The 22,847-nt window shown below is 57.4% G+C and carries 20 protein-coding genes; 17 read left to right on the top strand and 3 right to left on the bottom strand.

What is annotated here, in order from left to right; all coding sequences use genetic code 11:
* The first annotated feature begins 97 nt into the window (after positions 1-97).
* Positions 98-316, top strand: coding sequence for a translation initiation factor IF-1 (gene infA, locus K0F75_RS23840; protein WP_219064427.1), 219 nt, complete (start codon positions 98-100; stop codon positions 314-316).
* Between the two features lie 150 nt (positions 317-466).
* Here the strand turns inward: infA and clpA are convergent, their stop codons facing one another.
* Positions 467-2,737, bottom strand: coding sequence for an ATP-dependent Clp protease ATP-binding subunit ClpA (gene clpA, locus K0F75_RS23835; protein WP_219064426.1), 2,271 nt, complete (start codon positions 2,735-2,737; stop codon positions 467-469).
* Between the two features lie 29 nt (positions 2,738-2,766).
* A complete protein-coding gene (gene clpS, locus K0F75_RS23830) occupies positions 2,767-3,126 on the bottom strand; it encodes an ATP-dependent Clp protease adapter ClpS (protein ID WP_219064425.1) in 360 nt (119 codons plus the stop codon).
* 220 nt (positions 3,127-3,346) lie between these two features.
* On the opposite strand from clpS, the gene cspD reads away from it, so the two are divergent.
* A complete protein-coding gene (gene cspD / locus K0F75_RS23825; RefSeq protein WP_219064424.1) occupies positions 3,347-3,634 on the top strand; it encodes a cold shock domain-containing protein CspD in 288 nt (95 codons plus the stop codon).
* A 98-nt stretch (positions 3,635-3,732) separates the two neighbouring features.
* On the opposite strand, the gene icd is transcribed toward cspD, so the two are convergent.
* Positions 3,733-4,989, bottom strand: coding sequence for an NADP-dependent isocitrate dehydrogenase (gene icd, locus K0F75_RS23820; protein WP_219064423.1), 1,257 nt, complete (start codon positions 4,987-4,989; stop codon positions 3,733-3,735).
* A 325-nt stretch (positions 4,990-5,314) separates the two neighbouring features.
* Between icd and K0F75_RS23815 the strand changes: the two genes are divergently transcribed.
* From K0F75_RS23815 to nuoH, 15 genes are all read left to right on the top strand, one after another.
* Positions 5,315-5,761: an NUDIX hydrolase gene (locus K0F75_RS23815; RefSeq protein ID WP_219064422.1), complete on the top strand. Its 447-nt coding sequence runs from the start codon at positions 5,315-5,317 to the stop codon at positions 5,759-5,761.
* 50 nt (positions 5,762-5,811) lie between these two features.
* Complete coding sequence (mnmA, locus tag K0F75_RS23810) at positions 5,812-6,957, top strand: tRNA 2-thiouridine(34) synthase MnmA (RefSeq protein WP_219064421.1); 1,146 nt, start codon at positions 5,812-5,814, stop codon at positions 6,955-6,957.
* On the top strand, positions 6,957-7,577 hold the full coding sequence (gene hflD / locus K0F75_RS23805) for a high frequency lysogenization protein HflD (RefSeq protein WP_219064420.1): 621 nt from the start codon (positions 6,957-6,959) through the stop codon (positions 7,575-7,577). Before mnmA ends, hflD begins: the two co-directional genes overlap by 1 nt.
* Positions 7,578-7,720: 143 nt before the next feature.
* Entirely contained in the window at positions 7,721-9,091 is a 1,371-nt protein-coding gene (gene purB, locus K0F75_RS23800) for an adenylosuccinate lyase (RefSeq protein ID WP_219064419.1), read from the top strand.
* 61 nt (positions 9,092-9,152) lie between these two features.
* Positions 9,153-10,319: a cupin domain-containing protein gene (locus K0F75_RS23795; protein ID WP_219064418.1), complete on the top strand. Its 1,167-nt coding sequence runs from the start codon at positions 9,153-9,155 to the stop codon at positions 10,317-10,319.
* Positions 10,312-10,737 carry a GNAT family N-acetyltransferase gene (locus tag K0F75_RS23790; RefSeq protein WP_219064417.1) on the top strand — a complete coding sequence of 142 codons (426 nt, stop codon included), beginning with the start codon at positions 10,312-10,314 and terminating at the stop codon, positions 10,735-10,737. The genes K0F75_RS23795 and K0F75_RS23790 overlap by 8 nt, the downstream gene beginning before the upstream one ends.
* A gap of 176 nt (positions 10,738-10,913) precedes the next feature.
* Positions 10,914-11,702: a secretin N-terminal domain-containing protein gene (locus K0F75_RS23785; RefSeq protein WP_219064416.1), complete on the top strand. Its 789-nt coding sequence runs from the start codon at positions 10,914-10,916 to the stop codon at positions 11,700-11,702.
* A gap of 534 nt (positions 11,703-12,236) precedes the next feature.
* Positions 12,237-13,562: an isocitrate lyase gene (gene aceA / locus K0F75_RS23780; protein WP_219064415.1), complete on the top strand. Its 1,326-nt coding sequence runs from the start codon at positions 12,237-12,239 to the stop codon at positions 13,560-13,562.
* A 616-nt stretch (positions 13,563-14,178) separates the two neighbouring features.
* On the top strand, positions 14,179-14,592 hold the full coding sequence (locus K0F75_RS23775) for an NADH-quinone oxidoreductase subunit A (protein WP_219064414.1): 414 nt from the start codon (positions 14,179-14,181) through the stop codon (positions 14,590-14,592).
* A 10-nt stretch (positions 14,593-14,602) separates the two neighbouring features.
* Complete coding sequence (locus K0F75_RS23770) at positions 14,603-15,277, top strand: NADH-quinone oxidoreductase subunit B family protein (protein ID WP_219064413.1); 675 nt, start codon at positions 14,603-14,605, stop codon at positions 15,275-15,277.
* Between the two features lie 74 nt (positions 15,278-15,351).
* Entirely contained in the window at positions 15,352-17,133 is a 1,782-nt protein-coding gene (nuoC, locus tag K0F75_RS23765) for an NADH-quinone oxidoreductase subunit C/D (protein ID WP_219064412.1), read from the top strand.
* A gap of 2 nt (positions 17,134-17,135) precedes the next feature.
* Positions 17,136-17,633 carry an NADH-quinone oxidoreductase subunit NuoE gene (gene nuoE, locus K0F75_RS23760; RefSeq protein ID WP_219064411.1) on the top strand — a complete coding sequence of 166 codons (498 nt, stop codon included), beginning with the start codon at positions 17,136-17,138 and terminating at the stop codon, positions 17,631-17,633.
* Positions 17,630-18,988, top strand: a complete 1,359-nt coding sequence (gene nuoF / locus K0F75_RS23755) for an NADH-quinone oxidoreductase subunit NuoF (RefSeq protein ID WP_219064410.1) — start codon at positions 17,630-17,632, stop codon at positions 18,986-18,988. The genes nuoE and nuoF overlap by 4 nt, the downstream gene beginning before the upstream one ends.
* Positions 18,989-19,125: 137 nt before the next feature.
* Complete coding sequence (nuoG, locus tag K0F75_RS23750) at positions 19,126-21,843, top strand: NADH-quinone oxidoreductase subunit NuoG (RefSeq protein ID WP_219064409.1); 2,718 nt, start codon at positions 19,126-19,128, stop codon at positions 21,841-21,843.
* Positions 21,840-22,847, top strand: a complete 1,008-nt coding sequence (gene nuoH, locus K0F75_RS23745) for an NADH-quinone oxidoreductase subunit NuoH (RefSeq protein WP_219064408.1) — start codon at positions 21,840-21,842, stop codon at positions 22,845-22,847. The genes nuoG and nuoH overlap by 4 nt, the downstream gene beginning before the upstream one ends.

Raw genomic sequence — 22,847 nt, 5'->3', positions numbered from 1 at the left:
ACTTGGCTTAACCCCTACTTTTCGGGCACAATGCACGCCGCTTTTGCCTGGCGCAGTTGCACCGGGCCATTCTTTGGTTACCGAGGGCTTTTACTGCATGTCGAAAGAAGACAGCTTGGAAATGGAAGGTACTGTCGTCGACACCCTGCCCAACACCATGTTCCGTGTGGAGTTGGAAAATGGGCACATCGTCACCGCGCATATCTCCGGCAAAATGCGCAAGAACTACATCCGTATTCTTACCGGTGACAAAGTGCGCGTCGAAATGACGCCTTACGACTTGAGCAAAGGGCGCATCACGTACCGCGCCCGCTAACAGGTCTTAACAAAAACGCCCGGCCTGTGCCGGGCGTTTTTGTGTGGGCGGGATTTGACTCGCACTGTTGCGCAACACAGATTTCGCCCATAAAAAAGCCCCGCCCCCACCCGATCAAAGGTGAGAAGCAGGGCTTTTTTTGGTTTTGGCTTAAGCCATTTCTGCCGTTGTCTCGAAGTCGAAGGTCATTTCTCCATCCTTGACGTCGATATGCACCACACCACCGTGCTCGGCCAACTCACCAAAGAGAATCTCTTCAGCCAGCGGACGCTTGATCTTGTCCTGGATCAAACGAGCCATGGGTCTCGCACCCATCTGTGCATCGTAGCCACTTTCAGCCAGCCAGGTTCTGGCGGCATCCGTCACTTCAAGCAGCACACGCTTGTCTTCCAGCTGCGCCTGCAGTTCGGTAAGGAACTTGTCCACCACACTTTTGATGACCTCATGATTGAGGCGACCAAACTGGATAATGGTGTCCAGACGGTTACGGAATTCCGGCGTGAAGCTTTTCTTGATCACTTCCATTGCATCGGAAGAGTGATCCTGATGCGTGAAGCCGATCGAGGCACGCGCAGCAGTTTCCGCGCCAGCGTTGGTGGTCATGATCACGATCACATTACGGAAGTCCGCCTTGCGCCCGTTGTTATCGGTCAGCGTACCGTGGTCCATGACCTGCAGCAGCAGGTTGAAGACTTCCGGATGCGCCTTCTCGATCTCATCGAGCAGCAGTACGCAGTGCGGCTGCTTGGTAATCGCTTCGGTCAGCAAACCACCCTGATCGAAGCCAACATAACCTGGCGGTGCACCGATCAAGCGCGAAACGGTATGACGCTCCATGTACTCGGACATATCGAAGCGCACAAGCTCAATGCCCAAGGCCTTGGCCAACTGTCGAGCCGCTTCGGTCTTGCCGACACCCGTAGGACCGGCAAACAGGAACGAACCGACCGGCTTATCCGGCGATTTCAGACCCGCCCGCGACAACTTGATCGCGGTCGACAGCGAATCAATCGCTGCATCCTGACCAAACACGGTCATTTTGAGGTCGCGCTCGAGATTACGCAGCAGTTCCTTGTCGGAGCTGTTGACATGCTTGGGCGGAATACGCGCAATCTTGGCAACGATATCTTCAACCTGAGCCACCTCGATACGCTTCACGCGTTTCTCGATGGGCTGCAGGCGCTGATAAGCCCCGGCTTCGTCAATAACGTCGATGGCCTTGTCCGGCATGTGCCGATCATTGATGTAGCGCGATGCAAGCTCGGCAGCGGCGCGCAATGCCTCGTCGCTATACTCGATACCATGATGTTGCTCGAAACGCCCCTTGAGGCCTCTCAGGATGCCAATGGTATCTTCCACCGACGGCTCGGACACATCAACCTTCTGGAAACGCCGCGCCAATGCTCGATCTTTTTCGAAGATCCCGCGAAATTCCTGGAACGTTGTCGAGCCGATGCAGCGGATATCCCCCGAAGACAGCAGCGGCTTGAGCAGATTCGATGCATCCATCACGCCACCAGAAGCAGCGCCTGCGCCGATGATGGTATGGATTTCGTCAATGAACAAAATCGCCTGCGGACGCTTTTTCAGCTCGTTGAGCAACGCCTTGAAGCGCTTCTCGAAGTCACCGCGGTATTTGGTCCCAGCAAGGAGGGCACCCAGGTCGAGGGAATACACCACACTATTGGCGAGCAGGTCAGGCACTTGATTGTCGACGATGCGTTTAGCCAGACCTTCGGCGATGGCGGTTTTACCCACCCCGGCCTCACCGACAAGCAGCGGGTTGTTTTTGCGACGGCGCGCCAGAATCTGCGCCACACGCTCGACTTCCATCTCGCGTCCGACCAATGGATCAATGCGACCCTGACGCGCCAACTCATTCAGGTTGCTGGCGTAGGCATCCAGAGGATTGCCTGAAGAAGAAGACTCGCCGCCCTCGTCATCCTGCATATCTTGCTCACCTTCTGAGTGATCGCCATGCCCTGGCACTTTGGAAATACCATGAGCGATGTAATTGACGACATCGATCCGTGCAACGCTCTGCTGTTTAAGCAGAAACACTGCCTGGCTTTCCTGCTCGCTGAAAATGGCAACCAGCACGTTAGCGCCAGTGACTTCACGCTTGCCCGAGCTTTGGACGTGGAAGACAGCACGTTGTAGTACCCGCTGAAAGCCCAGGGTTGGCTGGGTTTCGCGATCCTCGTCATGGACAGGAATCAACGGTGTCGTGGAGTCGATGAACTCCTGCAGATCATGCTTGAGTTTGTCGAGGTTTGCGCCACAAGCGCGCAAGACGGTCGCGGCAGCCTCATTATCCAAAAGAGCCAGCAAGAGGTGTTCAACCGTCATGAATTCATGACGCTTGGAACGTGCCTCCTTGAAGGCAAGATTGAGGGTGACTTCGAGCTCACGGTTTAACATAGCTTCACCTCATACCCAAGTGGTCGGCGTTAACCGTCCTTCTCGATCTCACAGAGTAGCGGATGCTGGCTTTCCCTGGCGTATTGGTTGACCTGCATTGCCTTGGTCTCGGCGATATCGCGGGTAAACAATCCACATACTGCCCGTCCCTCTGTATGGACGGCCAGCATGACCTTGGTCGCCAGCTCGCGATTCAGGTTAAAAAACACCTCGAGCACTTCGACGACGAAATCCATCGGTGTGTAATCATCATTAAATATAACCACCTTGTACATCGGTGGCGCCTGCAGTGCTGGCTTGGCCTCCTGTAGCACCACTCCAGCAGCACCATCCTCGTGTGTCGGACGGTCCTGATTGAATGTTAGTCGAATCTGGCTGAATGCATGCATGGAAAGAAAGGTTCGTAGGTGGGCGGGTTCAGTAATTAGTCGCAGTCTGACCGGTTTTCAAGTGGACCGCCGCATGACCTTGACTATCGGCAAAACGGTGTTACAAAGAATAGAACCCACATTGGGTAAAAAGGGTCCGTGCAGTCAACCAAATTTTTTTCGGTCCGGCGGATGAGGTGGATCATACTCCAGACGGAGTCCTTTGCAGAGGGATGTGAGCATGGCAAGCAGTAACCCCAAGCGCGGTAAGGTTAAGTGGTTCAATAACGCAAAAGGCTATGGATTCATTATTGAAGACGGCCAGAGCGAAGATTTGTTCGCCCATTACTCGGCGATAAAAATGGACGGTTACAAGACCTTGAAAGCAGGTCAAGCCGTTAATTTTGAGATCATTCAGGGACCGAAGGGTTTGCACGCTGTAGAGATTGCAACTGCGAGCGAGACCCAAACCTGTGCCCCTGCTGACACTCCAAATCTGACTCATAAACCGCTGGATGTAACCGCCTGATTCTTCAGCAATCAGGTCGCTAAACCAAAAACCAGCCGAAAAAAAACCGGCCAGTTCAAGTTAATTGAACTGGCCGGTTTTGCTTAGCGCTGATCAGCTCACATGTGAGAGATCAGGGCATCGCCAAACGCGGAAGAAGACAGCAATTTAGCGCCGTCCATCAGACGTTCGAAGTCATAGGTCACTGTCTTGGCCGAGATTGCGCCGTTGGTGCCTTTGATGATCAGGTCAGCAGCTTCGACCCAGCCCATGTGGCGCAGCATCATTTCAGCAGACAGAATCAGCGAACCCGGGTTCACCTGATCTTTGCCAGCGTACTTCGGTGCAGTACCGTGGGTAGCTTCGAACATGGCAATGGTGTCGGACAGGTTAGCGCCAGGAGCGATACCGATACCGCCAACTTCAGCAGCCAGTGCGTCGGACAGGTAGTCACCGTTGAGGTTCAGGGTCGCGATCACGTCGTATTCGGCCGGGCGCAGCAGGATCTGCTGAAGCATGGCGTCGGCGATGGCGTCTTTAACAATAACGTTCTTGCCGGTTTTAGGGTTCTTGAACTGCATCCAAGGACCGCCGTCAAGCAAGGTAGCGCCGAATTCTTCAGCAGCCACTTCGTAGGCCCATTCTTTGAAGGCACCTTCGGTGAACTTCATGATGTTGCCTTTGTGCACAATGGTCAGCGAGTCACGGTCGTTGTCGACGATGTACTGCAGAGCCTTGCGTACCAGACGCTTGGTGCCTTCCAGAGAAACCGGCTTGATGCCGATACCGCAGTTTTGATCAAAGCGAATCTTGGTAACACCCATTTCCTCTTTGAGGAACTTGATGACCTTGATCGCTTCCGGCGAACCGGCTTTCCACTCGATGCCAGCATAAATATCTTCGGAGTTTTCACGGAAGATAGTCATGTCGACGTCGCCTGGCTTCTTGACCGGGCTAGGCACGCCTTCGAACCAACGCACTGGGCGCAGGCAGACGTACAGGTCCAACTGCTGACGCATGGCAACGTTCAGGGAACGAATGCCGCCGCCGACTGGAGTGGTCAGCGGGCCCTTGATGGAAACGACGTAGTCTTTAACAGCGTCCAGGGTTTCCTGAGGCAGCCAGGTATCCTGATCGTAGACTTGGGTGGCCTTCTCGCCAGCGTAGACTTCCATCCAGGAGATTTTGCGCTCGCCGCCGTAAGCCTTTTTAACTGCAGCATCAACAACTTTCATCATGACTGGGCTGATGTCGACGCCGATACCATCACCTTCAATGAAAGGGATGATCGGGTTGTTCGGCACATTAAGAGAATGGTCTGCGTTGACGGTGATTTTGTCGCCGACTGCTGGAACCTGAATCTTCTGGTATCCCATGCTGGACTCCGTTTCTTTCGTGGTCTGACATCTGCTGCGCGGATAGCGCAACGGATGGATATTTGGGTCGCGAAAAGGCGCATCATTCTTGTAGCTTTTCTACAGAAAGTCACGCACTTTTCCATCGTCCGATGTCACCCTCACCCGCTACAACCCCCTGAATGCAAGGCATGTAGCCAAACTACAAAGCGACTACATCGCTGCTTTGGGTGAACTGACATCACTCCGGAACCAAACGTCGGTTCGCTGAAAAACAGGGCGAACGGTTATTATGGCTCCTCTCGCGGCCAAGCGACGCCGCTTAATTAAAGGAGATCCACCTTTCATGCGTTTTATTCCGCACGTGACCGTGGCAACCGTCATTGAAGACGAGGGCCGTTTCCTGATGGTCGAGGAAGTCGCTGAGGGCCGAGCCGTATTTAATCAGCCTGCCGGGCATTTGGAAGCCGACGAAAGTCTGATCCAGGCCGCTCTGCGCGAAACACTGGAAGAAACAGGCTGGGATGTGGAGCTGACCGGCGTGATCGGCATCTACCTGTACACCGCCCCCAGCAACGGTGTGACCTACCAACGCGTCTGCTTCGCCGGCAAGCCATTGCAGCAGCGCCCTGATTACACGCTCGACGACGGCATCATTGGCCCACGCTGGCTCACCCGAGAAGCGCTTATGGAGCAGCGCGACCGCTGGCGCAGCGAACTGGTGATGCGCTGCATCGACGATTATTTGACCGGTGAACGCTTCGGTTTAGGCTTACTGCGTGAGACTGCTTGATCACGGCCTGCTAGAATTGCGTCCTTTTTGAAGCCACTCATTGAATTCCTATGCGTGATCCAGCCCCCCACGATCCAGTTCCTCATGATCCAGAAAGGACCCGCGTCATTGTCGGTATGTCCGGCGGCGTGGATTCTTCCGTTTCTGCCCTCCTGCTGATTGAGCAGGGCTATCAGGTGGAAGGCCTGTTCATGAAGAACTGGGAGGAAGACGACGGAACCGACTATTGCACCGCCCGCGAAGACCTGGCCGATGCGCAGGCCGTGTGCGACAAAATCGGCATCAAACTTCACACCGCCAACTTTGCCGCCGAGTACTGGGACAACGTGTTCGAGCATTTCCTGGCTGAATACAAAGCCGGACGCACGCCCAACCCGGACATCCTTTGCAACCGTGAAATCAAGTTCAAGGCATTTCTCGATTACGCCATGATGCTTGGCGCAGACCTGATTGCTACAGGCCATTACGTTCGTCGTCGCGACATCGACGGCCGCACCGAGCTACTCAAAGGCCTGGACCCGAACAAGGACCAGAGCTACTTCCTGCATGCCGTAGGCGGCGAACAGATCGCCAAGACCCTGTTCCCGGTCGGCGAACTGGAAAAACCTGCCGTGCGCGCCATCGCGGAAAAACACGAACTGGCCACGGCGAAGAAAAAAGATTCCACCGGTATCTGCTTCATCGGCGAACGTCGTTTCAGCGACTTTCTCAAGCAATACCTGCCCGCTCAACCCGGCGAGATCAAGACGACCGAAGGCGAAGTCATCGGCCACCATCATGGCCTGATGTATCACACCATCGGCCAGCGCCAGGGGTTAGGCATCGGCGGTTTGAAAGACGCCAGCGACGACCCGTGGTACGTACTGGTCAAGGACCTGGAAAACAACGAGCTGATCGTCGGCCAGGGCAATGATCATCCGTGGCTGTTCTCGCAAGCACTGACTGCGTCGGAAATCTATTGGGTCAACCCGATCGACCTGAGCACCCCACGTCAACTGACCGCGAAAGTGCGTTATCGCCAAAGCGACCAGAAATGCACGCTTGAACAGACAGCCACCGGCTACCGTGTCACGTTCGAAGAACCCCAGCGCGCAGTCACACCAGGCCAGTCCGTGGTGTTTTACGAGGGCGAAATCTGCCTGGGCGGCGGCGTCATCGAAGTGGCCGAGCCTTGGCACAGCAAGGACAAGCACTGATGACTCCGATGCAAGAGCAACTGGTCGCCTTGGGCGGTGTATTCCAGGCGGCCGTGCTGGTCGACAAGATTGCCAAGACCGGCCAGGTCAGCGAAGCAGCGCTCGGCTGCATGCTGGGCAGCCTGTTGGTCATGGACCCCAAAGACACACTGGAAGTCTACGGCGGCGACGACCTGAACCTGCGCGAGGGTTATCGCTCGTTGGTCAGCGCGCTGGAAAGGGACCCGACCAGCCTGCAACGCGAGCCACTGCGTTACGCCCTGTCAATGCTGGGCCTTGAGCGGCAGCTGGCCAAGCGTGACGACCTGCTTGAAGTGATCGGCAAACGCTTGCCGCAGATCAAGTCCCAGGTTGAGCATTTCGGTCTGGTTCACGACAACGTGATTGCCGCGAGCGGCGCGCTTTATCAGGACACTCTGAGCACAATGCGCCAACGAATTCAGGTACATGGCGACATGCGCAATCTGCAACAACCCAACAATGCGTCGAAAATCCGCGCCCTCCTGCTGGCAGGTATTCGCTCGGCGCGATTATGGCGACAGCTGGGCGGTCATCGCTGGCAATTGGTCATTAGCCGTCGCAAGCTACTCAAAGAGCTTTACCCGATGTTGCGCGGCTGATTCGCAACGCTGTACGACTACCCCTTGAACACCGACACTATTAACTATTGCGCGCTCTACGCTGGTCAGTCCGAATCGAACTGACCAGCATTTAATGTATGATATGCGCCCCTTTTCGTTGCCCGACTGTCCGAGATCACCCCATGCAGCTTTCTTCGCTCACTGCGGTTTCCCCTGTTGACGGCCGCTACGCCGGCAGAACCAAGGCCCTGCGCCCGATTTTCAGTGAATATGGCTTGATCCGCTTTCGCGTCATGGTTGAAGTCCGCTGGCTCCAGCGCTTGGCTGCTCACCCACAAATCACTGAAGTTCCGGCCTTTTCGGCTGAAGCCAACGCGATCCTCAATACGCTGGCCGAGGACTTCTCCACCGTCCACGCCGAACGCGTTAAAGAGATCGAGCGCACTACCAATCACGACGTCAAGGCCATTGAGTACCTGCTCAAGGAGCAGGCCGCCAAGCTGCCTGAGCTGGCCAATGTCAGTGAGTTCATCCACTTCGCCTGCACCAGTGAAGACATCAACAACCTGTCCCACGCGCTGATGCTGCGCGAAGGTCGCGACGGGGTGTTGCTGCCGTTGATGCGTCAGATCGCCGAATCCATTCGCGAGTTGGCCATACGCTTCGCTGACGTACCGATGTTGTCGCGCACCCACGGCCAGCCAGCGTCCCCAACCACTCTGGGCAAAGAGCTGGCGAACGTGGTCTATCGCCTGGAGCGCCAGATCGCTCAGGTGGCAGCGGTTCCGCTGCTGGGCAAGATCAACGGCGCAGTCGGCAACTACAACGCACACATCTCGGCTTACCCGGACATCGACTGGGAAGAGAACGCACGCGCGTTCATCGAAGACGAGCTGGGTCTGGGCTTCAACCCCTACACCACGCAGATCGAACCGCATGACTACATCGCCGAACTGTTTGACGCGATCGCTCGTTTCAACACCATCCTGATCGACTTCGACCGCGACATCTGGGGCTATATCTCCCTGGGGTATTTCAAGCAGCGCACCATCGCTGGCGAAATCGGCTCATCGACCATGCCGCACAAGGTCAACCCGATCGACTTCGAAAACTCCGAAGGCAATCTGGGTATCGCCAACGCGCTGTTCCAGCACCTGGCCAGCAAGTTGCCGATTTCCCGCTGGCAGCGCGACCTGACCGACTCCACCGTTTTGCGCAACCTGGGCGTGGGCTTTGCCCATAGCATCATCGCTTACGAAGCCAGCCTTAAAGGCATCAGCAAACTGGAACTCAACGCGCAGAAAATCGCCGCTGAACTGGATGCCTGCTGGGAAGTGCTGGCCGAACCGATTCAAACGGTCATGCGTCGCTACAACATCGAAAACCCGTACGAAAAGCTGAAAGAGCTGACGCGGGGCAAGGGCATCAGCGCGCAAGCACTGCAAACTTTTATCGACGGTCTGGAAATGCCCGAGCAAGCCAAGGCTGAGCTGAAAAAGCTCACCCCGGCCAATTACATCGGCAACGCCGCGGCTCAAGCCAAGCGCATCTGACCTGCAGCAACTTTTGCACACGCCCGGCTGTGCCGGGCGTTTTCATTTCAAGGGCTTACAAATGAATCCTGATATTCCTCTTCAACTTCTGGGCGGCATCAGCGCGCGTGAATTCCTGCGTGACTACTGGCAGAAAAAACCGCTCCTGATCCGTCAGGCGCTGCCGGATTTCCAGAGCCCGATCGACGCCGACGAACTGGCTGGCCTCGCCCTGGAAGAAGAGGTTGAATCCCGCATAGTTCTCGAGAATGGCGAACGCCCATGGGAACTGCGCCGCGGTCCGTTTACTGAAGACGAGTTCAGCAAGCTGCCAGAACGCGACTGGACCCTGCTGGTGCAAGCGGTTGATCAGTTCGTACCTGAAGTCAGTGAACTGCTGGAAAACTTCCGTTTCCTGTCCAGCTGGCGCGTTGATGATGTGATGATCAGCTTCGCCGTACCTGGCGGAAGCGTTGGCCCGCACTTCGATAACTACGATGTGTTTCTGCTGCAGGGCCAAGGCAAGCGCCACTGGCAGATAGGCCAAATGTGCGATTCCGAAACCCCGCTGCTGAAGCACGCAGACCTGCGCATCCTCTCGGACTTTGAAGCCACTGAGGAGTGGACCCTGGAGCCCGGCGACATGCTGTATTTGCCGCCGCGCCTGGCCCATTGCGGCGTTGCCGTGGATGACTGCATGACCTATTCGGTCGGCTTCCGAGCGCCAAGCGCAGCTGAGGTGCTGACGCACTTCACCGACTTCCTCAGCCAGTTCCTGCCGGACGAAGAACGCTACACCGACGCCGACGTACAGCCGGTCAGCGATCCGCACCAGATTCAGCGTGACGCCCTCGATCGCCTGAAAAGCTTGCTGGCCGAGCACATGAGCGATGAGCGGTTGCTGTTGACCTGGTTCGGCCAATTCATGACCGAGCCACGCTATCCCGAGCTGGTCGTCGGCCCAGAACTGGAAGAAGAGGACCTGTTCCTCAGCCTGGAACAAGGGGCGATACTGATCCGTAACCCGAGCGCGCGCCTCGCCTGGTCTGAAGTGGACGACGACCTTCTGTTGTTTGCCAGCGGCCAAAGCCGACTGTTGCCGGGCAATCTGCGCGAACTGCTCAAACTGATCTGCGCTGCCGACGCATTACACAGCGAAAACCTCGGCCCATGGCTGGCCGATGATTATGGACGCAACCTGCTCTGCGAGCTGGTCAAACAAGGAAGTCTGGGGTTTGCCGATGAATAAGATCTCCGTACGTGTCGCCGATTGGCAGAAAGATAACGCCGACATTCGGCGTATTCGGGAAGCCGTTTTTATCGCCGAACAATGCGTACCACCTGAACTGGAATGGGATGCCGAAGACGCCAGTGCAGTGCACTTCCTGGCATTTGAGGGTGACTTTCCCATTGGCACTGCCCGCTTGCTGCCTGACGGTGAAATCGGGCGCCTATCGGTGCTCAAAGACTGGCGCGGCCTTAAAGTCGGTGATGCACTGATGGAAGCAGTGATTGGCGAAGCCGAGCGCCGCGGCCTGAAGCAACAGATGCTCAGCGCACAAGTCCAGGCCACACGCTTCTATGAGCGCCTGGGCTTTGTCATTGTCAGCGGAGAGTTTCTCGAAGCCGGGATCCCTCACGTCGACATGGTGCGTAGCGCAGCGTAATCGCCAGACTTAGCGAAGATGCATCCCTGACGCCCTGCCCGCTTCACCCTAGGCTAACTATGCTGAGGTCGAAGAGGTCGGGGCGTTTTGTTGCCTGCGATTCAACCTGGCCCAACCCGGGCCGATAAACTGTCAAACTCACGTCTTTACGCACCTCAATTGCGGAGATAACGGACATGTTCCTACGCACACTGTTCACGTCGCTGCTGGTGGCCTGCAGCTTTAACGCCATTGCCGCGACCGAGGTCGTGCCCCTGAACTATCGCACCAGTGACGACCTGCTGCCGGTGGCCAGGTCTTTTCTGGGCAATGAAGGCACGGTCAACGCTTACAACAACCAACTGATCGTCAATGCCGAGCCAGAAAAAATTCAGGCGTTACGCAGCCTGCTCTCGCAACTGGACAAGGCGCCCAGACGCCTGCTGATCAGCGTCGATACCAGCGACAGCAATGCGCAAAACGACCAGGGCTACGCCACCAATGGCACCGTGCAGACGCAAAACGGCGATGTCAGCGTCCGCAGCCAGACCCGCATCATCCATAGCGGCACTGACAGCCGTGACGGAGGTGTGCAGCAGGTTCAAGCCAGCGAAGGCACGCCTGCGCTCATTCAGGTAGGCCAGTCGGTCCCCCTGACGACGACCCAGACAGACGCCTATGGCTACGCGCAAAGCCAAACCCAATACCGCAATGTCACCCAAGGCTTCTACGTCACCGCCAGCCTGACGGGCGAGACCGTGCACCTGAGCATCAGCACCAATCACGATCGCATGAATCAGGAACAGCCTGATGTTGTAAACGTGCAAAGCACCGACACCCAGGTCAGCGGTCGGCTGGGCGAGTGGATTACCCTTGCCAGCGTCAGCGAGCAATCCCGGGCAGATCAACAGGGACTGGTGCAGCGCCGCACCACGCAGGGCCGGAGCGATATGACGTTGCGCGTGAAAGTCGAGGCACTGGACTGACGCTCTGGACTGAACACCGAGACCAAAGCGCCCTGAACTGACTGACTGGTCGTATTAGACCAAAGATGTAGTGCCATATAAAAAGCACTACAAAACATTTGACGGGTCAAAATTCACGAGGCATGATTGCCCCGCTCCCGCTTATCAGAGGCTCTGCAAAGAGCTTTCGAATCGCTGCTCTAACTTACACACCTGAGCCGATTCGTGTCTGGACCGCCCACAAGGCAGTTTGACGAGGTTGCGACTGGATCGAAGTTGTCCCGAGGGACGGAAGCGTAATACGGTAGATCGGCAATACCTCTGCGTGATCGCATCAAGGCATCCACGAGCCAAACTGCGAACATCAGACATGCCCTCAACCTCGCACTCTTCCCCTCTCGAGCCCCTCGACCATCCGTCGCGCCCTGCCAAACCCCAGCTCGACCGCTTAAGTTTCTGACAAGTGAGTAGCCAGCAACGTACCTTCTGAAAACCAGGACGTTTTGGCGGAGCAAGAATTTTCCACCCGAAACCTATGCGACGAGGTTTATCTCCATGGCACTGACACGCGAACAGCAAATTGCAGCTCTTGAAAAAGATTGGGCTGAAAATCCACGCTGGAAACACGTGACCCGCAATTACTCGGCCGCTGACGTTGTCCGCCTGCGTGGCTCGGTTCAGCCTGAACACACGCTCGCCAAGCTGGGCGCTGAAAAGCTATGGAATCTGGTCACCCAAGGTGCCAAGCCTTCCTTCCGTCCCGACAAAGATTTCGTCAACTGCATGGGCGCCCTGACTGGCGGCCAAGCCGTGCAACAAGTCAAGGCAGGCATCCAGGCGATCTACCTGTCCGGCTGGCAAGTAGCCGCGGACAACAACTCCGCCGAATCGATGTACCCTGACCAATCGCTGTACCCGGTGGATTCGGTTCCAACCGTGGTCAAGCGCATCAACAACTCGTTCCGTCGTGCTGACCAGATCCAGTGGAAAGCCGGCAAGAACCCAGGTGACGAAGGCTACATCGACTACTTCGCACCGATCGTTGCTGACGCTGAAGCCGGTTTCGGCGGCGTACTGAACGCTTACGAGCTGATGAAAAGCATGATCGAAGCGGGCGCTGCTGGCGTTCACTTCGAAGACCAACTGGCATCCGTGAAGAAATGCGGCCACATGGGCGGCAAGGTTCTCGTGCCAACCCAGGAAGCCGTACAGAAGCTGACCGCTGCCCGTCTGGCTGCTGACGTTGCTGGCGTACCGACCATCATCCTGGCCCGTACCGACGCTAACGCTGCTGACCTGCTGACCTCCGATTGCGACCCTTACGATAAGGAATTCGTGCTCGGCGAACGTACTCCAGAAGGCTTCTACAAGGTTCGCGCCGGTCTGGACCAGGCTATCTCCCGCGGCTTGGCCTACGCGCCGTACGCCGACCTGATCTGGTGCGAAACCGCCAAGCCGGATTTGGCCGAAGCACGTCGCTTTGCCGAAGCGATCAAAAAGGAATACCCGGACCAACTGCTGTCCTACAACTGCTCGCCTTCCTTCAACTGGAAGAAAAACCTGGACGACGCGACCATCGCCAAGTTCCAGCGCGAACTGTCGGCCATGGGCTACAAGCACCAGTTCATTACTCTGGCTGGCATCCACAACATGTGGCACAGCATGTTCAATCTGGCGCACGACTACGCCCGTAACGACATGACTGCCTACGTGAAACTGCAAGAGCAAGAGTTCGCTGACGCCGCCAAGGGTTACACCTTCGTGGCTCACCAGCAAGAAGTCGGCACTGGCTACTTCGACGACGTGACCACCGTGATTCAGGGTGGCGCGTCCTCCGTGACCGCGCTGACCGGTTCGACCGAAGAAGAACAGTTCCACTGATACCGCTTAGCCACCTAAGCAAGCGGCCATTCCAGACCGTTTAAAGAGCAACTGGAATGCCACATGACTAACGCCCCGACTGGTTCGGGGCGTTTTTTTTGCTGAAGCTTTTATGGCGGCCTCAGCCGAGCGTGACACCGCCACAATCGTGAAAGCAGGTCGTGACCTCCACCGGAGGTGCAACACTCGCATGAGACATCACGCGAGCCTTTAAACATTGATCCAGAGCGGTATTCAACGCCGCAAAAAAGAGTAAAACAACGAATCTCGAAACTGCGACACACGGCATATAAAGACTACTTCTCCGCTTTAACCCCGAGCGACAGTTTAAAAACCCCCACAGATGACATCCATTATCATTTATGCGTGTCGACCTTCATTACAACTCCGACAAAACACATTCAACAAAACTCCGGCTAATGCCCGCAGCGTATGGCCTGCGCCTGCTTTTAAGGTCTCGATGTCCTAAAGTATTAGAATAATTTCGCTGTAGAAAATTTACTTGCTACCTGTTTACCCATAAAATCATCGGGATAGATTTCGATGCGACATATCGTCACTGCTTTATTTCTTTATCAAGCCCAGAGACCTTTGCTCTCTGCCAAGGATTACCAGAATGCCCGAATCGACAGGTCTGATCGCCCATAACTGGGGCTTCGCCATTTTCCTTTTGGGTGTTGTCGGCCTCTGCGCCTTCATGCTCGGTGTATCCAGCCTCCTGGGCAGCAAAGCCTGGGGGCGCAGCAAAAACGAACCGTTCGAATCCGGCATGCTGCCCACGGGCGGCGCCCGTCTGCGGCTTTCGGCAAAATTCTATCTGGTCGCGATGCTTTTCGTGATCTTCGACATTGAAGCCCTCTTTCTCTTTGCCTGGTCTGTGTCCGTCCGCGAAAGCGGCTGGACCGGATTCGTCGAAGCACTCGTTTTCATAGCAATTCTGTTGGCAGGTCTTGTCTACCTATGGCGGGTTGGGGCGCTCGATTGGGCTCCTGAAGGTCGTCGTAAGCGGCAAGCGAAGCTAAAACAATGAGGCTTTGTCGATGCAATACACTCTCACCAGGATCGACCCGGATGCGCCTAACGAGGAGTATCCAATCGGTGAACGGGAAACCGTTTCCGATCCGTTAGAAGATCAAGTTCACAAAAACATCTACATGGGCAAGCTTGAAGACGTGCTGAACGGCGCGGTCAACTGGGGACGTAAAAACTCCCTGTGGCCGTACAACTTCGGCTTGTCGTGCTGCTATGTGGAAATGACCACCGCTTTCACGGCGCCCCATGACATCGCACGCTTCGGCGCCGAGGTTATCCGGGCATCACCGCGCCAGGCGGATTTCATGGTTATTGCCGGGACCTGCTTCATCAAGATGGCGCCGATCATCCAGCGCCTCTACGAGCAAATGCTCGAGCCCAAGTGGGTCATTTCCATGGGTTCGTGTGCTAACTCCGGTGGCATGTACGACATCTATTCAGTGGTCCAGGGGGTCGACAAGTTCCTTCCCGTGGATGTCTACGTGCCTGGCTGCCCGCCACGCCCCGAGGCTTTCCTGCAAGGATTGATGCTGTTGCAGGAGTCTATCGGCCAGGAGCGTCGCCCCCTTTCCTGGGTCGTCGGTGATCAAGGCGTCTATCGCGCCGAGATGCCGTCGCAAAAGGAACAGCGCCGCGAACAGCGTATTCAGGTTACTAACCTGCGCAGCCCCGACGAAGTCTGATCCCACTCTTTCTTTTTACAAAAGAGACAAGACTCTGGGTTCATTCTTTACGTTGACCGAAAGCGATCGAGACCATGACTGCAGGCACCGCTCTGTACATCCCGCCTTACAAGGCTGACGACCAAGACGTCGTCGTTGAATTGAATACCCGTTTTGGCCCTGAGACGTTCACCGTCCAGTCAACCCGTACCGGCATGCCGGTGCTGTGGGTTGCGCGCGCCAAACTGGTCGAAGTGCTGACCTTCTTGCGCCAGCTGCCAAAACCCTACGTCATGCTGTATGACCTGCACGGTGTCGACGAGCGCCTGCGCACTCATCGCCGCGGCTTGCCGGGTGCTGACTTCAGCGTGTTCTACCACCTGCTGTCGATCGAGCGTAATAGTGACGTAATGATCAAGGTGGCCTTGTCTGAGGGCGACCTCAGCCTGCCGACCATCACCGGCATCTGGCCCAACGCCAACTGGTATGAGCGTGAAGTGTGGGACATGTTCGGCATCGACTTTGCCGGTCACCCGCACCTGACCCGCATCATGATGCCGCCGACCTGGGAAGGTCACCCGCTGCGCAAGGACTTCCCGGCACGCGCTACCGAATTCGATCCGTTCAGCCTGACCCTGGCCAAACAACAGCTCGAAGAGGAAGCCGCACGCTTCCGCCCTGAAGACTGGGGCATGAAGCGCTCGAGCACGAACGAGGACTACATGTTCCTCAACCTCGGCCCGAACCACCCTTCGGCTCACGGCGCATTCCGCATCATCCTGCAACTCGACGGTGAAGAGATCGTCGACTGCGTACCGGACGTCGGCTACCACCACCGTGGTGCCGAGAAAATGGCTGAGCGTCAGTCATGGCATAGTTTCATTCCGTACACCGACCGTATCGACTACCTCGGCGGCGTGATGAACAACCTGCCGTACGTCCTTGCGGTCGAGAAGCTGGCCGGTATCAAGGTGCCGGAAAAAGTCGACACCATCCGCATCATGATGGCCGAGTTCTTCCGTATCACCAGCCACCTGCTGTTCCTGGGTACCTACATCCAGGACGTGGGCGCAATGACCCCGGTGTTCTTTACCTTCACCGACCGCCAGCGCGCTTATACCGTGATCGAAGCCATCACCGGCTTCCGCCTGCACCCGGCCTGGTACCGCATTGGCGGTGTCGCTCACGACCTGCCACGCGGCTGGGAAAAACTGGTCAAAGACTTCGTTGAATGGCTGCCCAAGCGCCTGGACGAATACCAGAAAGCCGCTTTGGACAACAGCATCCTGCGCGGCCGGACCATCGGCGTTGCGGCATACAACACCAAGGAAGCGCTGGAATGGGGCGTCACTGGCGCTGGCTTGCGTTCCACCGGCCTGGACTTCGACCTGCGCAAGGCACGCCCTTACTCGGGCTACGAGAATTTCGAGTTCGAAATACCGCTGGCCGTCAATGGCGATGCCTATGACCGCTGCATCGTGCGTGTCGAAGAGATGCGTCAGAGTATCCGTATCATCGACCAGTGCATGCGCAACATGCCGGAAGGCCCGTACAAGGCGGATCACCCGCTGACCACGCCGCCGCCGAAAGAACGCACCTTGCAGCACATCGAAACCCTGATCACGCACTTCCTGCAAGTTTCGTGGGGCCCGGTCATGCCGGCCAACGAATCCTTCCAGATGATCGAAGCGACCAAGGGCATCAACAGCTATTACCTGACGAGCGACGGCGGCACCATGAGCTACCGTACCCGGATTCGCACACCAAGCTTCCCGCATCTGCAACAGATCCCTTCGGTGATCAAAGGCAGCATGGTCGCGGACTTGATTGCGTACCTGGGTAGTATCGATTTCGTTATGGCCGACGTGGACCGCTAAGCATGAACAGCACGCTTATCCAGACAGACCGTTTCGCATTGAGCGAAACAGAGCGCTCGGCCATCGAGCATGAGATGCACCACTACGAAGACCCGCGTGCGGCGTCTATCGAAGCACTGAAGATCGTCCAGAAGGAACGGGGCTGGGTGCCTGATGGCGCTGTATATGCCATTGGCGAAATCCTTGGCATTCCGGCCAGCGACGTTGAAGGGGTGGCGACGTTCTATAGCCAAATCTTCCGTCAGCCTGTCGGCCGTCACATCATCCGCGTCTGCAACAGCATGGTTTGCTTCATCGGTGGCCACGAGTCAGTGCTCAGCGAAATCCAGACTTCACTGGGTATCGGCCTGGGTCAGACCACCGCTGACAACCGCTTCACCTTGCTGCCCGTCTGCTGCCTGGGCAACTGCGACAAGGCCCCGGCCGTGATGATCGATGAAGACACTTTCGGCGACGTACAGCCTGCTGGCGTAGCCAAAATGCTGGAGGGTTACCTATGACCATCACGTCTTTCGGCCCCGCCAACCGCATCGCGCGTACGGCAGAAACTCACCCGCTGACCTGGCGCTTGCGCGATGACGGCGAACCAGTCTGGCTTGATGAATATCAAACCAAAAACGGTTACGCCGCCGCACGCAAGGCTTTCGCCGAGCAGTCGCCTGACGAAATCGTTCAAGCAGTCAAGGACTCCGGCCTCAAGGGTCGTGGCGGCGCAGGCTTTCCCACGGGTGTGAAGTGGGGCCTGATGCCCAAAGATGAGTCCATGAACATCCGCTACCTGCTGTGCAACGCGGATGAAATGGAACCCAACACCTGGAAAGACCGGATGCTGATGGAGCAACTGCCCCATTTGCTGGTCGAGGGCATGCTGATCAGCGCCCGGGCGTTGAAAGCCTATCGTGGCTATATCTTCCTGCGCGGCGAGTACACCACTGCAGCCAAGAACCTCAGACGCGCCGTGAAAGAAGCAGAAGCGGCCGGTTTGTTGGGCAAAAACATTCTGGGCACCGGTTTTGATTTCGAACTGATCGTCCACACCGGCGCTGGTCGTTATATCTGCGGCGAAGAGACCGCACTGATCAACTCCCTGGAAGGCCGCCGCGCCAACCCACGCTCCAAGCCGCCCTTCCCGGCCGCTGTCGGCGTCTGGGGCAAGCCGACGTGTGTGAATAACGTCGAAACCCTGTGCAACGTGCCAGCGATCGTCGAAAACGGCAACGACTGGTACAAATCCCTGGCCCGTGCCGGCAGTGAAGACCAAGGCACCAAGCTGATGGGCTTCTCCGGCAAGGTCAAGAACCCAGGCCTGTGGGAACTGCCTTTCGGCCTGCCCGCACGCGAGTTGTTCGAAGACTACGCCGGCGGCATGCGTGATGGCTTCAAGCTCAAGTGCTGGCAGCCAGGGGGCGCTGGTACCGGCTTCCTGTTGCCTGAACACCTCGACGCCCAAATGTACGCCGGTGGCATTGCCAAGGTCGGTACGCGGATGGGTACGGGTCTGGCCATGGCCGTCGACGACAGCGTCAACATGGTTTCCCTGCTGCGCAACATGGAAGAGTTCTTCGCCCAGGAGTCCTGTGGATTCTGCACCCCCTGCCGCGACGGCCTGCCGTGGAGCGTGAAAATCCTGCGCGCTATCGAGCACGGCGAAGGCCAACCGGGCGATATCGAAACGCTGTTGGGGTTGGTCAACTTCCTCGGCCCTGGCAAGACCTTCTGCGCCCACGCACCGGGCGCTGTGGAACCTCTGGGCAGCGCAATCAAATACTTCCGGCCGGAATTCGAGGCGGGTATCGCGCCACAGCGTGATGCCAACGCGAGCCTGGCCCAACGCCCGATTGTGGTTGGCGCATAACAAGACAGAAAAGGTCGGTAGCCCATAAAGCCGCCGACCTCATACCCGATGACGCCTTACAGGCTGTTTGATACGGGTAGCACCGAGATTCCATTAGCCACGCCCGCTGACAACGGGCCAACGAAGAACTTTGAACCATGGCCACTATCCACGTAGACGGCAAAGCGCTCGAGGTCGATGGCGCAGACAACCTGTTACAGGCATGTCTGTCGCTGGGCCTCGACATTCCTTATTTCTGCTGGCACCCCGCCCTTGGCAGTGTTGGCGCTTGTCGCCAATGCGCAGTCAAGCAGTACAGTGACGAGAACGACAAACGTGGTCGTATCGTCATGTCCTGCATGACCCCCGCCACTGACGGCAGCTGGATTTCCATCGACGACGAGGAGGCCAAGGTCTTCCGCGCCAGCGTCGTCGAATGGCTGATGACCAACCACCCGCACGACTGCCCGGTCTGCGAAGAAGGCGGTCATTGCCACCTGCAAGACATGACCGTAATGACCGGTCACAACGAACGCCGTTATCGCTTCACCAAACGGACTCACCAGAACCAGGAACTCGGCCCGTTCATCGCTCACGAGATGAACCGCTGCATCGCCTGCTACCGTTGCGTGCGCTTCTATAAAGACTACGCCGGCGGCACTGACCTGGGCGTATTCGGCGCTCACGACAACGTGTACTTCGGCCGTGTCGAAGATGGCGCACTGGAAAGCGAGTTCTCCGGCAACCTCACCGAGGTCTGCCCGACCGGTGTGTTCACCGACAAGACTCACTCCGAGCGCTACAACCGCAAGTGGGACATGCAGTTTTCGCCGAGCATCTGCCATGGTTGCTCCAGCGGCTGCAACATCAGCCCTGGCGAGCGCTACGGTGAGATCCGTCGTATCGAAAACCGCTACAACGGTTCGGTCAACCAGTACTTCCTGTGTGACCGTGGCCGTTTCGGTTATGGCTACGTCAACCGTGAAGACCGTCCGCGCCAGCCACTGTTGGCTGATGGTCACGTCAAACTGAGCCTCGATGCTGCGCTGGACAAGGCTGCAGATTTGCTGCGCGGCCGTAACATCGTCGGTATCGGCTCACCTCGCGCCAGCCTGGAAAGCAACTTTGCCCTGCGCGAACTGGTCGGCGCCGAGCATTTCTACTCCGGTATCGAAGCCGGTGAACTGGAACGCCTGCGTCTGATCGTCAAGGTGCTCAATGAGAGCCCGCTGCCGATCCCGACAATGCGTGACATCGAAGATCACGATGCGATTTTCGTCCTCGGCGAAGACTTGACCCAAACCGCAGCACGTATGGCCCTCGGCCTGCGTCAAGCCGTCAAGGGCAAGGCCGAAGACATGGCCGCTGCGATGAAAGTCCAGCCGTGGCTCGATGCCGCAGTGAAGAACATCGGCCAGCATGAATTGAACCCGCTATTCATCGCGAGCCTCGCCGAGACCCGTCTCGATGACATCGCCGAAGAGTGCGTTCACGCAGCCCCCGACGACCTGGCGCGCATCGGTTTTGCCGTTGCCCACGCCCTGGACGCCAGCGCGCCCGCAGTCGAAGGTCTGGACACTGAAGCCCTTGACCTGGCCCAGCGCATCGCCGCTGCCCTGCTCGCGGCCAAGCGTCCGTTGATTATCTCTGGTAGCTCCCTGGGCTCGACCGCACTGATCGAGGCCGCAGCGAACATCGCCAAGGCATTGAAGCTGCGCGACAAACAGGGATCGATCAGCCTGATCGTCCCGGAAGCCAACAGCATGGGCCTGGCAATGTTCGGCGGTGATTCCCTCGACGACGCATTGCAGGCTGTTATTTCCGGCAAAGCTGACGCCATCGTGGTGTTGGAAAACGATCTGTACCACCGCGTCGACGCTGCTACGGTCGATGCTGCGTTCAACGCTGCGAAAGTCGTGATCGTCGCTGACCATCAGAAAACTCCGACCAGCGATCGCGCTGATCTGGTACTGCCGGCAGCCAGCTTTGCTGAAGGCGACGGCACCCTGGTCAGCCAGGAAGGTCGCGCCCAACGCTTCTTCCAGGTGTATGACCCGACTTATCTGGACGCCAGCATTCTGGTCCACGAAGGCTGGCGCTGGTTGCACGCCCTGCGCAGCACCCTGCTGAACAAGGCAGTGGACTGGACGTTGCTCGATCACGTCACCGAAGCCTGCGCAGCCAGCACCGCGCAATTGGCCGGGATCGTCAACGCGGCACCGTCTGCGGCGTTCCGGATCAAAGGTTTGAAACTGGCGCGTGAACCATTGCGTTACAGCGGTCGCACGGCCATGCGCGCCAACATCAGCGTGCATGAACCGCGTACTTCGCAAGACAACGACACCGCGTTCTCCTTCTCCATGGAAGGTTACTCGGGTTCGGCAGAACCTCGCCAGCAGGTGCCTTTCGCCTGGTCGCCGGGTTGGAACTCGCCGCAAGCCTGGAACAAGTTTCAAGACGAAGTCGGCGGCCACCTGCGTGCAGGTGATCCGGGAACTCGCTTGATCGAAAGCCAAGGCGATGGTCTGTCCTGGTTCGCCAGCATACCGGGCGCGTTTTCCCCGGCTCGTGGCACATGGCAAGTGGTGCCGTTCTATCACCTGTTCGGCAGCGACGAAACATCGTCCAAAGCCGCACCGGTTCAGGAACGCATTCCTGAAGCCTATGTGGCGCTGGCCAAATCCGAAGCGGATCGTCTGGGTGTCAACGACGGCGCGATGCTCAACCTGAGTGTTGCCGGTCATACCCTGCGTCTGCCGCTGCGGATCAATGAAGAGCTGGGTGCCGGTCTCGTGGCCCTGCCTGCCGGTCTGGCCGGAATCCCGCCTGCGGTGTTCGGCAAAACCGTTGACGGTCTGCAGGAGGCAGCGCTATGACCTGGTTTACCCCTGAAGTGATCGACTCGATCATCTCGGTCGTCAAAGCCATTGTGATTCTGCTGGCCGTCGTGGTCTGCGGCGCGCTGCTGAGCTGGGTCGAGCGTCGTTTGCTCGCCCTCTGGCAGGATCGTTATGGCCCGAACCGGGTTGGCCCTTTCGGCGCCTTCCAGATCGCTGCCGACATGATCAAGATGTTCTTCAAGGAAGACTGGACACCACCGTTCGCCGACAAGGTGATTTTCACCCTGGCACCGGTTGTGGCCATGAGTGCCTTGCTGATTGCTTTCGCGATCATCCCAATCACCCCGACCTGGGGCGTGGCGGATCTGAACATCGGCTTGCTGTTCTTCTTCGCCATGGCCGGTTTGTCGGTCTATGCGGTGCTGTTCGCCGGATGGTCGAGCAACAACAAGTTCGCCTTGCTCGGCAGCCTGCGGGCTTCAGCACAGACCGTGTCCTATGAAGTGTTCATGGGTCTGGCGCTGATGGGCATCGTGGTGCAGGTTGGCTCGTTCAACATGCGCGATATCGTCGAGTACCAGGCACAGAATCTGTGGTTCATCATTCCGCAGTTCTTCGGCTTTTGTACGTTCTTTATCGCAGGCGTTGCGGTGACTCACCGTCACCCGTTCGACCAACCGGAAGCCGAACAAGAGTTGGCCGATGGTTACCACATCGAATATGCCGGCATGAAGTGGGGCATGTTCTTCGTCGGTGAGTACATCGGTATCGTGCTGATCTCGGCGCTGCTGGTGACCTTGTTCTTCGGCGGCTGGCATGGCCCGTTCGACATCCTGCCTTCGCTGTCGTTCTTCTGGTTCGCCCTGAAGACCGCGTTCTTCATCATGCTCTTCATTCTGTTGCGCGCTTCTATCCCGCGCCCACGGTATGACCAGGTGATGGATTTCAGCTGGAAATTCTGCCTGCCGCTGACCCTGATCAATTTGCTGGTGACCGCTGCGATCGTGTTGTTGAACACGCCCGCTGTCGCGGCTCAGTGA

The organism is Pseudomonas sp. UMAB-08 (assembly GCF_900095225.1).
In the GTDB taxonomy this organism is placed as follows: Bacteria; Pseudomonadota; Gammaproteobacteria; order Pseudomonadales; family Pseudomonadaceae; genus Aquipseudomonas.
Note: the sequence above shows the minus strand (reverse complement) of the source record. Positions and strands in the feature narration are given on the sequence as shown.